Annotated in this window: 13 protein-coding genes; 5 read left to right on the top strand and 8 right to left on the bottom strand. The window is 73.8% G+C overall.

Annotation, left to right across the window (positions count from 1 at the left end):
* Positions 1–65 precede the first annotated feature (65 nt).
* The 4 genes from MWU57_RS17460 to MWU57_RS17475 are packed head-to-tail and all read right to left on the bottom strand — an operon-like array spanning position 66 to position 3,183.
* Positions 66–1,355, bottom strand: coding sequence for an aminotransferase class I/II-fold pyridoxal phosphate-dependent enzyme (locus tag MWU57_RS17460; RefSeq protein WP_246910957.1), 1,290 nt, complete (start codon positions 1,353–1,355; stop codon positions 66–68).
* Between the two features lie 10 nt (positions 1,356–1,365).
* On the bottom strand, positions 1,366–2,199 hold the full coding sequence (locus MWU57_RS17465; protein ID WP_246910960.1) for a hypothetical protein: 834 nt from the start codon (positions 2,197–2,199) through the stop codon (positions 1,366–1,368).
* Between the two features lie 10 nt (positions 2,200–2,209).
* Complete coding sequence (locus tag MWU57_RS17470; protein WP_106267469.1) at positions 2,210–2,707, bottom strand: SRPBCC family protein; 498 nt, start codon at positions 2,705–2,707, stop codon at positions 2,210–2,212.
* A gap of 2 nt (positions 2,708–2,709) precedes the next feature.
* Entirely contained in the window at positions 2,710–3,183 is a 474-nt protein-coding gene (locus MWU57_RS17475; protein ID WP_106267471.1) for an OsmC family protein, read from the bottom strand.
* A gap of 87 nt (positions 3,184–3,270) precedes the next feature.
* Between MWU57_RS17475 and MWU57_RS17480 the strand changes: the two genes are divergently transcribed.
* Complete coding sequence (locus tag MWU57_RS17480) at positions 3,271–3,558, top strand: hypothetical protein (RefSeq protein ID WP_246910963.1); 288 nt, start codon at positions 3,271–3,273, stop codon at positions 3,556–3,558.
* Positions 3,559–3,605: 47 nt separating this feature from the next.
* Here MWU57_RS17480 and MWU57_RS17485 read toward each other — a convergent pair whose 3' ends face one another.
* On the bottom strand, positions 3,606–4,196 hold the full coding sequence (locus tag MWU57_RS17485) for a hypothetical protein (protein ID WP_246910964.1): 591 nt from the start codon (positions 4,194–4,196) through the stop codon (positions 3,606–3,608).
* Positions 4,197–4,305: 109 nt separating this feature from the next.
* Between MWU57_RS17485 and MWU57_RS17490 the strand changes: the two genes are divergently transcribed.
* Together MWU57_RS17490 and MWU57_RS17495 are read left to right on the top strand one after the other, a co-directional pair.
* Positions 4,306–5,040, top strand: coding sequence for an SDR family oxidoreductase (locus MWU57_RS17490; RefSeq protein ID WP_246910965.1), 735 nt, complete (start codon positions 4,306–4,308; stop codon positions 5,038–5,040).
* A gap of 39 nt (positions 5,041–5,079) precedes the next feature.
* Positions 5,080–5,997, top strand: a complete 918-nt coding sequence (locus MWU57_RS17495; protein WP_246910966.1) for an RNA polymerase sigma-70 factor — start codon at positions 5,080–5,082, stop codon at positions 5,995–5,997.
* Positions 5,998–6,005: 8 nt separating this feature from the next.
* Here the strand turns inward: MWU57_RS17495 and MWU57_RS17500 are convergent, their stop codons facing one another.
* On the bottom strand, positions 6,006–7,409 hold the full coding sequence (locus MWU57_RS17500) for an NAD(P)/FAD-dependent oxidoreductase (protein WP_246910967.1): 1,404 nt from the start codon (positions 7,407–7,409) through the stop codon (positions 6,006–6,008).
* Positions 7,410–7,813: 404 nt separating this feature from the next.
* Here MWU57_RS17500 and MWU57_RS17505 point away from each other — a divergent pair, with 404 nt between their 5' ends.
* Entirely contained in the window at positions 7,814–8,587 is a 774-nt protein-coding gene (locus MWU57_RS17505; RefSeq protein ID WP_246910975.1) for a thymidylate synthase, read from the top strand.
* Positions 8,584–9,132, top strand: coding sequence for a dihydrofolate reductase (locus tag MWU57_RS17510; protein ID WP_246910968.1), 549 nt, complete (start codon positions 8,584–8,586; stop codon positions 9,130–9,132). The genes MWU57_RS17505 and MWU57_RS17510 overlap by 4 nt, the downstream gene beginning before the upstream one ends.
* Before the next feature lie 60 nt (positions 9,133–9,192).
* Here the strand turns inward: MWU57_RS17510 and MWU57_RS17515 are convergent, their stop codons facing one another.
* Positions 9,193–10,512, bottom strand: a complete 1,320-nt coding sequence (locus MWU57_RS17515) for a glycoside hydrolase family 6 protein (RefSeq protein ID WP_246910970.1) — start codon at positions 10,510–10,512, stop codon at positions 9,193–9,195.
* Positions 10,513–10,711: 199 nt separating this feature from the next.
* Positions 10,712–12,214, bottom strand: a complete 1,503-nt coding sequence (locus MWU57_RS17520; RefSeq protein WP_246910972.1) for a xylulokinase — start codon at positions 12,212–12,214, stop codon at positions 10,712–10,714.
* Positions 12,215–12,288: the final 74 nt, after the last annotated feature.

Raw genomic sequence — 12,288 nt, forward strand, 5'->3', positions numbered from 1 at the left:
AGGTCGGCGTGTCGTGCACCCACAACGGCACAGGCGGGCGGCGCGGGGAGCGGGTCAGACGCGGGTCAGGCGGCGGCCTTCTCGGCGGCGGCGAGCAGCATGCAGGTCGCGACGCCGTCCATCGCCACCCGCACCTCGTCCAGCGGGGGCATCGACGGGGCGAGCCGGATGTTGCGGTTCTGCGGGTCCCGGCCGTAGGGGAACGTCGCGCCCGCCGGCGTCAGCTTGATGCCGGCCTCGCCGGCAAGCTCCACGACCCGCGACGCCGTCCCGGGCACCACGTCCACCGAGACGAAGTAGCCGCCGTCCGGGTCCGTCCACGTCGCGACGCCCGTGTCGCCCAGCCGCTCGGACAGGATCGAGACGACCGCCGCGAACTTCGGTGCCAGGATCTCGCGGTGCTTGGCCATGTGGGCCCGCACGCCCGCGGCGTCGCCGAAGAACTGCGCGTGCCGGAGCTGGTTGACCTTGTCCGGCCCGATCGACCGGAACGACAGGTGCTCGGTGAACCAGGCGATGTTGGCCGGCGACGACGCCAGGAACGACACGCCCGCGCCCGCGAACGTCACCTTGGACGTCGAGGCGAACATCAGCACACGGTCGGGGTTGCTGGCCTCGGCAGCCAGCTCGATCGCGTTGGCCGTCTTGGTCTCGTGCTCGGTCAGGTGGTGCACCGCGTAGGCGTTGTCCCAGAAGATGCGGAAGTCGCCGGCCGCGGTGGGCATCGACACGAGCCGCCGGGCGACCGCCTCCGAGACCACGGAGCCGTCCGGGTTCGCGTACGTGGGCACGGCCCACAGGCCCTTGACCGACGGGTCGTCGGCCACGAGGGCGGCGACGGCCTCGGCGTCGGGGCCGTCCGGCGTCATGGGCACGGTCACCATGCGGATGCCCAGCTCCTCGCAGATCGCGAAGTGCCGGTCGTACCCGGGCACCGGGCAGATGAACGTGATCGGCCCCTCGGCGGCGGACCAAGGGCCGTCGCCGCCCGGGACGCCGAACAGGATCGCCTGGACCATGCAGTCGTACATGAGGCGCAGGGAGGCGTTGTCCTGGGCGAGGAGCTGTTCGGTCGGGACACCGAGGAGCTCGGCGAAGATCTCGCGCAGCTCCGGCAGGCCCGCGAGCCCGCCGTAGTTGCGCACGTCGGTGCCGGACGCGGAGGTGTGGTTCCCCTCGCCGGGCAGCGACAGCAGCTCCTCGGAGAGGTCGAGCTGCTCGGCCGAGGGCTTGCCGCGGGTGAGGTCGAGACTCAGTCCGCGGGCCTGCAGGGCGGCGTACTGCTCGCGCAGCTCCGGCAGGCGGGCGGCGAGCGCGGGGTCGACGGCGGTTGCTTGGTCGGGTGAGATGCTCACGCGCACGAGACTACGCGCCGGGGCGGGCGCCGTCGTCGTCGGAGTTGGCCGAACCTCGCCGGAGGAATCGGCGGAACCGCACAGTCCGGTGGCTCTCGCCGCCACCCTCCTCGAGAGCCGGGCGCTCGTTCTCGATCACCCGGGGGAAGTGGTCCGGCGGTGTCCCGAACGCGGACCGCGACTGCGACACCACACCGTGCCCCAGGGCGCGCCCACCGGCGAACCCGACGACGGCGCCGACGCCGAACGGGATCATCCGGCCCAGCGCCAGCGTGCCCTGCTTGGCCACCTGCCGCTTGAGGAACCGGTGCGTGAGCACGCGGTTGACCCGCTTGATCGCCGTCTGCGGCATGGACGTCAGCAGGACCTTGCCCCAGGCGAGCTGCGACCCCTCGGCGGCCCGCTGGACGTCGCGCGCCCCGGACTCGCCGAGCACGGTCGCCAGCAGCAGGGCGCGACGCCGGTTGACGTCGTCGATGGGGATGCCGTGCACGTCGGCGACCGCCAGCGAGAACGCCGCCGACGTCGCGAAGAAGGTGGCGATGTCGCTCGTGGTGAGCACGGCGGCGGCCGTCGTGCCGACCGCGGGCGTGGCGGCCGCTGCGCCCACCGCGCCGCCGGTGGTCGCCACCACGGTGAGGTACTCGCGCTCCAGGATGCGGATGACACGCGCCGGGTCCGCCTCGGGGTTGCGCCGCCGGACCACGTCCACGTGCTTGTGGATCGCGGCCGAGGGGATCGTCACGGCCTTGTCCAGGAGGGAGTCGAGCAGGGGAGTGGGGCGGTAGCGGGTCCAGCTCTCGACCTCGCCGCCGCTCGGCGGTGAAACGTCCGGCGTGCTCACCTCCGGGACTCTACCTGCGACCGCCTCTGCTGACCTCACGGCCGAACCGCCACAGCGCGAGCGCCAGCATCCCGCGCAGGAACACGCCCACGGCGGCGGCGTTCAGCCGCCGTGGCCACGGCCCGGCGAGGTACGCCTCCTCCCACCAGACGACCCGCGAGCGGTGCTCGTCGACGGGGACGACGTCGAGGCCCGCGGTGCCGAGCAGGGCCGGCCCGTCCTTGCGCACGACGTTGCGCCCGACGACCGCGTCCTCCGTCGACGGCGCGAGGTGCTCCAGCGTCGTCATGCGGTCGACGAACCCGTCGCGGCCGCGCCGCGCGCCAGGCCCGCTGACCATGGTGAACGCGACGCCGGGCGCTGGTGCCACCGTCGGGTCACCCTCGAAGCGCGTGAGGGGGATCCATCGCGGGTGGAGGCGCGGGTCCGTCACCCGGGCGAACGCCGTCTCCGCGTCGAGGGGCACCAGCCGGGACACCTCGACGCGGTGCGGCGGTCGCGGGGACATGCTCAGGCCTCGTCCGGCTGGGCGAACTCCGCGGGCGGGACCTCGGCGCCGGCCTTGAGGGTGCGTCCGACGGTGCACGCGCGGTCGATGGAACGCTGCGCGAGCAGGAGCGTCTTCTCCCGGGTCTTGTCGTCCAGGCCCGACAGGTCGATCTCGAACTTCTCCGTCAGGACGGGGTAGCGGTCGTCGGCCATGTCCTTGGGGTCCTCGACCCGGATGGTCACCCCGTAGTCGTCGCCGAGCACCCGCGAGAACTTCAGGTCGCTGGCCATGCCCGCGCAGGCGGCGAGCGCGATCTTCAGCAGCTCACCCGGGGTGAAGACGGCGCCCTCGGAGGCCGGTCCGATCTCCACGCTGGCCCCGCGGGCGGTGTGCCCACGGTAGGTCCGGGTGCCGGTGCGCTCGACCCACAGCGGGTCGGTGGGGGAGGGGGTCACGGCGGCGATGTCGTCGCCGGTGGTGGTCTGGTCGGTCATGGGTCGATCCTCGCACCGCACGGCTGCCGTGCGCGACGGCGTCCGTCACACCGCGCGAGTGCCGCCGGACGGTGCTTGGATCAGAGGATGAGCAGACGGGACAAGTCCGACTTCGGATCCGGAAAGATCCTGCCGGGCGAGCTGTCCGACGGCGACAGCGGCGAGCACGACGGCGACGACGGCGACGTGCACCCCGAGCGCCCCGGGGCCACCGGGCCCGACATCGCGGCGGCCGAGGCCGCGGACCGCGCCTCGCACGCCTCCTCGGTGGGACGCGGCGCCCACCTGCGCGCCGACGAGCCGGCCGACGTCCCGGACGAGCCCCTCGACCCGCCGCACCCGCCGAAGCACGCGCGGCCCGCCGACGCGGAGTAGCCGGCGCTCAGCGTCCGGCCCAGCCCAGCCCGGCCCGGCCCGGGCGCTCAGCGCTGCAGCAGTTCCCGGGCGTGCGCGACGGCGGCGGCCCGGTGCGCTCGGGACGGCCAGGCCCGCGCGGCGTCCGAGGTCGGGACGAGCTGCAGCCGGGCCGAGGCGTCCCGGACCGTCAGGGCGTCCAGCTCCCGCCGGCCGGACCGGACGGTGCCGGCCGCCACCGGGGCGGGCAGCGTGACCCACCAGCGCGGGGCGTCGTCGCCGCGCACCCACAGCTCCACCCGGTCGGTGAGGATCGCGTAGACCACGTGCTCCCGGTCCGGGCAGTCGGGCGGGAGGCCGCGCGTCCCGGCCCGCAGGTTGCGCGCCTCGGCCGTCAGTGCCGTCGTCGGGCGCCCCACGAACAGCGGCGCGCCGGGCCGGTGCCGCGCCACCCGCGCGACCTGGCCGCGCACGCGCGCCGAGACCACGGCGAACCACGCCGCGACGGCGACCACGGCCACGAGCAGCACCACCACGAGGCCGGAGACGACGCCCGGTTCGCCGATCCGGCGGCCGATCCGCGCTGCGTAGAGCAGCACGATGAGCACGCTGACGAGGGCGGCGAGCCCGCCGGTGGTCGCGAGACGTCGGGGACCCATGGCGCCACGGTAGCCGCAGATCCCGGCGCGCTGTCACGGATCGCGCTGCTGCTCGGTCAGGAGGGTGTCAGGCGGCTGCAGGCCGCTGCACACGAAAAGGGAGAGTCGCATGAAGATCGTGGTCATCGGAGGTACCGGCCTCGTCGGCAGCCAGCTGGTGGCGCTCCTGCGGGAGGCGGGGCACGACGGGGTCGTGGCGGCGCCGAGCACCGGCGTCGACACGCTCACCGGTGCGGGGGTCGACGACGCTCTGGCAGGGGCGGACGCGGTGGTCGACGTGTCGAACTCGCCGTCGTTCGCGGACGACGACGTGATGCGCTTCTTCACCACGTCGACCGGGAGGTTGCTCGACGCCGAGGAGCGGGCCGGGGTGAGGCACCACGTCGTCCTGTCCATCGTGGGAACAGACCGTACGGACGCGGGCTACCTACGCGCCAAGCTCGCTCAGGAGCAGCTCGTCCAGGACGCGGGGCGCCGGTGGTCGATCGTCCGGGCCACGCAGTTCTTCGAGTTCGCGAAGACCATCGCCGACGGCTCCACGGTCGACGGCGTGGTCCACCTCCCGCCGGTCGCCTTCCAGCCGGTCGCCTCAACCGACGTGGCACGCGCCGTCGCCGACGTGGTGACCGGCGAGCCGCTGGACGGCATCCTCGAGGTGGCGGGACCAGAGCGCCTGCGCTTCGACGAGTTCGTCCGGCTCGCGCTCGCCGCGCAGGACGACGGCCGGGAGGTCGTCGCCGATCCCGAGGCCACGTACTTCGGTGCTCTGCTCGACGAGGACTCGATCGTCCCCCGGGGCGAGTTCCGGCGCGGCGAGGTGACCTGGGCTCGGTTCTCGGGCTGACCACCGACGCTGCTGCCCTCCTCGGCGTACTGTGACCGCATGACGTCGCGCACGACGGCGAGCGAGCGCCCCGAGCGCCCCGGTGTCCACGTGGAACCCGGGGCGCTGGAGGCGTTCGTCGCGGCCAGGTCCCAGCTGTTCGGCATCGCTTACCGCATGCTCGGGAGCGTCGCCGAGGCAGAGGACGTGGTGCAGGACGCGTGGGTCCGTTGGCAGCGCACGGACCGGTCGGTGGTGAGCAATCCCGCGGCGTTCCTGACCACGATCACCACACGGCTCGCGATCAACGCCGCGAGCTCGGCCCGCGCACGTCGTGAGACGTACGTCGGTCCGTGGCTCCCCGAACCTGTCGACACCGCGCAGGACCCGGCCCTGGGGGCGGAGAGAGCCGAGGCGCTCGAGCTCGCGACCCTCATGCTCCTCGAGCGCCTGGCTCCGACCGAGCGCGCGGTGTACGTGCTGCGCGAGGCCTTCGGCTATCCCTATCGACGGGTCGCTGAGATCCTCGAGACGTCGGAGGCCAACGCCCGTCAGCTGGCCCGCCGTGCGCGGGAGCGGATCAACCGGCGTGCTCCGGCGCGGGTGGACGCGGCGGAGCACAGGCGCCTTCTCGACGAGTTCGTCGCGGCCGCGCACGACGGTGACCTCGGCCGGTTCGAGCGGTACCTGGCCGACACCGTCGTCGCCCGACCCGACGGCGGGGGCAAGGTGCACGCCTCGCGCAAGGAGCTCGTGGGCGTGGCGCGCGTCTCCCTGTTCTTCGACAACGTCTGGCGCAAGTACTGGGCTGACGCGACGCTGCGCGAGGTCGACGCCAACGGCCTCCCGGCGCTGCTCGTCTCGCGCGAGGGCGCGCCGTTCGCGCTCCTCGCGCTCGACGTGACGACGCGGGGGATCGAGCACGTCTACGTCCAGGTCAACCCGGACAAGCTCGGGGGCTACGCCGCCACGGGGTGAGCACGCCCTCAGGCGACGTGCGCCGGCTCCGCGGCACCCCGCGTCTCCTGCCCGGGGGTGCCGCCCTCCGCCAGGATCGACGTGGTCGAGCGCGGTGCCGCAGCGACGAAAGCGGCACGGGGTCGCTGCACCGACGTGAGCGAGACGACGTCGCGGCCGAACACGGCGGCCGTGAGCCACACGGCCAGGACCCGAGCCTTCCGCTCCCACGTGGGGATGGCGAGCACGTGGTACCCACGGTGCATCATCCAGGCGAGGCGGCCGCGCACGACGAGGCGGCGGAGCTCGAAGACGCCGGACCCGAGGCCGAGGGTCGCGATGACTCCGAGGCTGCCGTGCACGTACGGACGGGTGCGCCGGCCGCGCAGCGTGGCGGCGAGGTTGCGCGCCAGCCGGCGGCCCTGGCGCACCGCGTGCTGGGCGTTCGGGACCGCGAGCGCGCCCGGACGCGGAACGGCGAGATCGGGCACCGCGGCACCGTCCCCGGCAGCCCACGCGTCGTCGATCGGGACGTCGTCCGTGCCGACCCGCAGGTCGGGTCGTACGACGACGTAGCCGCGCTCGTCGACCGGCAGGTCGGTGTGCGTGGCGACCACGGGGTTGGCAGCGTTGCCGGCCGTCCACACGAGCAGGCCCGTCGCGTACGACTCGCCCGTGGACAGCCTGACCACGCCGTCGGTGGCCGACTCGAGACCGGTGCCGAGGTGGACCCTCGCGCCACGTCGTTCGAGCTCGCTGACGACCCAGCGCCCGGGACGGTCGGTGACCTCGGGCAGGATGCGCGGGCTGCGTTCCACGAGATGGAACTGCAGTTCCGAGGCGTGGATCTCGGGGTAGCGGTCCAGCAGGTCGTGCGCGAGGGAGAGCAGCTCCCCGAACCCCTCCACGCCGGAGAACCCGCCGCCCACGAACGTCACGGTCAGCAGCCGTCGGCGCTCCGGGCCGGCCGGAAGCACCGCGGCCTGGTCGAAGGACGTCAGCAGGCGGTCACGGATCGCGACGGCCTCCTCGACGTGCTTCATGCCGATGCCGTGCTCCGACACGCCCGGCACGGGGAAGACCCGGGTCACGGCGCCGGCGGTGACGACCACGGTGTCGTAGTCGATGTGTTGCTCGGCCCCACTCCGCGGGCGCACGACTACCTGGTGGGCGGCGTGGTCGATCCGGGTCACGGTGCCGTCGACGAGCCGGGTGCGGCGCAGGTGGGTGCGGTGCGCCACGGCGGCGTGCCGGGCTTCGACCGACGCGCCGACCACCTCGGGCAGGAACGGCTGGTAGGTCATGTACGGGCGCGGGTCCACGAGCACCAGCTCGACGTCGCCGCGCCGCAGTTCGGGCCGCAGGTGCTTCTCGAGCTCGCGGGCCGCCGTGAACCCGGCGTAGCCCCCGCCGACGATGACGATGCGTTCCATGACCGCCTCCTGTACGGCGCGCACCGTGCGCGCTCTCACCCTCTCGACCGTGCGGCACGCCTTTCTGTGACATCGCGTGCGTCACGTCCGAGCAGCCTGACGTGGAGGCGCCCTCTCCGCGCCGGGCCAGGCTGGCCTCGCGGGCAGCATGCGCAGCCTCGACGACCTGCCGCAGAGTCCGGGCACCATGACGACGCGCGGATGCGGGCCGGCCGGGACCCGTTGACCACCAGGTCGGCGGCCGCGCAGTCCATGCGGGGACCGGCCGACCAGGGTGTTTGACCAGCGTGGTGCGACGGCCGACACTGACGCGTGTGGCCCTCGACGCAACGACCGCCCCGACCGCTCCCTCGCCCGCGGGCGAGCCCGCGCCGTCGGGCACCGTACCGACCCCGTACGAGGACCTGCTCCGCGACGTCCTGGAGCACGGCACGCGCAAGGCCGACCGCACCGGGACGGGCACCCGCAGCGTGTTCGGGCGCCAGATCCGCTACGACCTCTCGGCGGGCTTCCCGCTGGTCACGACCAAGCGGGTGCACCTGAAGTCGATCGCGTACGAGCTGCTGTGGTTCCTGCGCGGCGAGGCCAACGTGCGCTGGCTCCAGGAGCGCGGGGTGTCAATCTGGGACGAGTGGGCCGACGTCGACGGCGAGCTCGGCCCGGTCTACGGCGTGCAGTGGCGCTCCTGGCCGACGCCGGACGGCCGGCACGTGGACCAGATCGCGGCGGTGATCGAGCAGATCCGCAGCAACCCCGACTCGCGGCGGCACCTCGTCTCTGCGTGGAACGTGGCCGAGATCGACAACATGGCGCTGCCGCCCTGCCACGTCATGTTCCAGTTCTACGTGGCCGACGGCCGGCTGAGCTGCCAGCTCTACCAGCGCTCCGCGGACCTGTTCCTCGGCGTGCCGTTCAACATCGCGTCCTACGCGCTGCTCACGCACATGGTCGCGGCGCAGACCGGGCTCGCGCTGGGCGACTTCGTGTGGACCGGTGGTGACTGCCACATCTACGACAACCACGTCGACCAGGTGACCACGCAGCTCGCGCGCGACCCCTACCCGTACCCGACGCTGCGGCTCGCGCCGCGCGACTCGATCGACGCCTACGAGTACGAGGACATCGAGGTGGTCGGCTACCGGCACCACCCCGGCATCAAGGCTCCGGTGGCCGTGTGATCGGTCTGATCTGGGCGCAGGCCCGCGACGCCGCGGGCCGGCCGGTGATCGGCGCGGGCGGGACCATCCCGTGGCACGTCCCCGAGGACTTCGCGCACTTCCAGCGCACGACGGCGGGGCACCCCGTCGTCATGGGCCGGCTCACCTGGGCGTCCCTGCCGCCCCGCGTCCGGCCGCTGCCCCGACGCACCAACGTGGTGGTGACGCGGCAGCCCGGGTGGTCCGACGACGGCGCCGTCGTCGCGTCGTCGCTGCCTGCCGCGCTGGACGTCGCGAGCGAGGCGCCCGGTGGTGACGAGGTGTGGGTCATGGGCGGCGGTCAGGTCTACGCGGAGGCGGTGGCGCTCGCCGACCGGTGCGTGGTCACGGAGATCGACCTGGAGGTGGCGGGGGACGCGTTCGCGCCGGTGCTCGACCTCGCCGAGTGGTCGTTCGTCGACGGACCGGCGGCAGACTGGCAGACGTCGTCGGGCACGGACGGGCTGCGCTACCGCATCCGTACGTACGCGCGCCGTCCGACCGGCGACCGCACGTCGCGGGCGTGAGGCCTGCGGTCCAGGACGGGGTCCGGGACCGCAGGCCTCACACCCGCGAGCGGTGGGGCGTCACCAGGAGGCGTTCTCCGCCATCTCGAGGGCGATCTCCTGCCACCAGGCGCCGGCGGACGGGCCGCCGTTGCAGGTGCCGTCCGACTCGCCGGGCAGCTTGACCCACAGCAGCGCGTCCAGGCCACCGGGCTCGGTCACGACCGCGGGCCGCTCACCGAGCGCGCGACCGCGCGGGTTGCACCACTCGCCGTTGGACCCGTTGCCGTTGCGCGAGGTGTCGATGACGAACCGTGCCCCGCCCGTCAGCGCCGAGATCTGCTCGCCGTAGGCCCGCTCGGCCGCCGTGGTGTTGTAGTTCGACGTGTTGAGCGCGAACCCGACGGCGTGCTCGAACCCGATCTGGTTCAGCCGGTCCGCCGCCTCGGAGGGGCTCAACCAGCCCGAGTGGCCGGCGTCGATGTACACCCGACCGCCGGCGTTCGTCAGCTGCTCGGCGGCGTACCGCAGGTAGCCGACCCGGTCACCCTGGCCGTCGCAGTCCCCGAGCTGGGCGAGGGCGTCCGGTTCGAGGACGATGTACGGGCTGCCCTGGATGCCGGCCGCGACCTCGTCGATCCAGTGGGCGTACTCGCTCTGCTCCACGCCGCCGCCGGAGTGGTTGCCGCAGTCGCGGCCGGGGATGGCGTAGACGGCGAGGATCGGCGTCGTGCCGTCGGCCACCGCGCGACCGGTGTAGTCGGCGACCGCCTCGCGCTCCGTCGTCGCGTCGTTCCAGTTGCCGACCCAGTACGCCTGCGGCGTGTGCGCGATCTTGGCCAGGAGGTCCTTGTCGGTGCCGCTCGCGGCCTGCCAGGCCTCGTACGACTGGTTCGTCACGTCCACGTAGAGCTCCGACGACGGCGGCGTCGGGTCGTCGGTCGGGTCCGGCGTCGGCGTCGGGTCCGGCTCGCCCACGTCACCCGTGCAGGCCACCCCGTCGAGGGTGAAGGCGCCGGGGACGGGGTTGCTGCCGGACCAGGTGCCGATGAAGCCGAAGCTCGCCGAGCCGTCCGCGGCGAGGTTCGAGTTCCAACCGACGCCCGAGGCCGTGACCGTGCTCCCGGACTGGGTGACCTCGGCGTTCCACGCCTGGGTCACCGACTGGCCGGAGGCGGCCGTCCACCCGAGCTCCCACGAAGAGATCGGGTCGCCGAGGTTGGTGACCGTGACGTCGGCCTGGAAGCCGCCCGACCACTCGTTGGTGACCCGGTAGTCGACCGAGCAACCCTCGGCGGCCGCGGCGCTGGTGGCCGCCACCACGCCGACGGCGCCGGTGGTCACCAGGCCGGCTGTGGCGAGCAGTGCCGTCCAGCGGGTTCGTCGTCGTACCTGCGTCATGGCGGGCTCCGATCTGCGAAGGGAAGCGGGATCCCGGCCACGGTAGTGACGCAGGCCCACCGCGGTCAGCGGCCTAAACGGTTAGGACTGCCCGCCGGTCCAGGAGTACCGGCACGCGGAGAGGCCCGGGAGGACAGATCCCCCCGGGCCTCGCAGGCTCTCTCAGGCCTCTCTCAGACCTCTCTCATGTCTCTCGGCGCTACACGAGGTCGCGGACCGCCGCGTACTGCTCGCGCACCACCGGACGGGGGTCGGCCTCGAGCGTCGCCGTGACCGACGTCGACCACGAGGGCGCCGCGGCGTCCGGGTCCGACGCGGCGGCGAGGACCCACGCCGCCTGCCGTGCGGCGCCGTCGGCCACGTACTCGCCGGCAGCGGGGATCGAGATGGGCACCCCGAAGACCTGCGGTGCGATCTCCTGGACCGCCGGCGACTGCGCGGCGCCCCCGATGAGCATGACGCGCTCGACCGGGACCCCCTGGGCCCGCAGGGCGTCGAGGCCGTCGGCCAGCCCGCACAGCATCCCCTCGACGTAGGCGCGGGCGAGGTGCTCGCGGGTCGAGGTGGCCAGGCGCAGGCCGTGCAGGGTGCCGGTGGCGTCGGGGCGGTTCGGCGTGCGCTCGCCCTCGAGGTACGGCACCAGCACGAGGCCGTCCGCCCCGGGCGGCGCCGACAGGGCGAGGCGGGCGAGACCGTCGAAGTCGGTGTCGAGCACGGTGCGGGCGGCGTCGAGCACCCGTGCCGCGTTCAGCGTCACGGCGAGCATCAGGGCGTTGCCGGTGGCGTCGGCGAACCCGTTGATCGCCCCGGAGCCGTCGGCGGTGCGCTGCGGCGCGACGGCCGAGACGACGCCGGAGGTGCCGATCGAGATCGCGATGTCGCCCGGTCCCATACCCAGTCCGAGCGAGGCGCCTGCGTTGTCGCCCGCGCCGGGGCCCAGCAACGCGCCGCCGTCGACGGCGGACCCGGCCACGGACGGGTGGGCGACGCCGCCCGGCTCCGAGGGTGCCAGGACCCGCGGCAGCACGACGTCGTCGCGGCCGAACCCGAGGGCGAGCAGGTCGCGGCGGTAGGCGCCGAGCGTCCCGGGGGTGCCGTCGTCGGCCGGTGCCTCGGCGTCGTAGTAGCCGGTCCCCGAGGCGTCGGAGCGGTCGGTGCACAGCGCCGTGAGGTCCGGACCGAGCGGCGACTCGCCCGCGGGGCCGTAGCCGGCGATGCGCCAGGTCAGCCAGTCGTGGGGGAGCGCGACGGCGGCGACGCGGGCCGCGTTGTCGGGTTCGGCGTCGCGCAGCCAGCGCAGCTTGGTGATGGTCAGCGAGGCGACGAGGACGGACCCGGTGGCGTCCGCCCAGCGCTGGGCGCCGGTCTCGCGGTCACCTTCGCCGAGCTCGCGGATCAGGTCCTCGGCGGCGGGCGCGGAGCGGGTGTCGTTCCACAGCAGGGCGTCGCGGACGATGCTCCCCTCGGCGTCGAGGGCGACCAGGCCGTGCTGCTGGCCGCCGACGGCGATCGCGGCCACGTCGTCGAGCCCGCCCGCTGCGCGGGCCGCCTCGGTGAAGGCCGTCCACCAGTGGTCGGGGTGGATCTCCGTGCCGTCGGGGTGCTGTGCGGAGCCGGACCGCACCAGGGCGCCGGTCTCGGCGTCGCGCACGACGATCTTGCAGGACTGCGTGGAGGTGTCCACGCCTGCCACGAGGGGCATCTTCGCTCCTAGGTTGTTCCGACGACGAGCGTTGTGGGCGCGATTTCTGGGCCTGGAAGCCCGGCAAAGCCGGC

Origin of the sequence: Isoptericola sp. S6320L, assembly GCF_023015685.1 — a bacterium.
Taxonomy (GTDB): domain Bacteria; phylum Actinomycetota; class Actinomycetes; order Actinomycetales; family Cellulomonadaceae; genus Isoptericola; species Isoptericola halotolerans_A.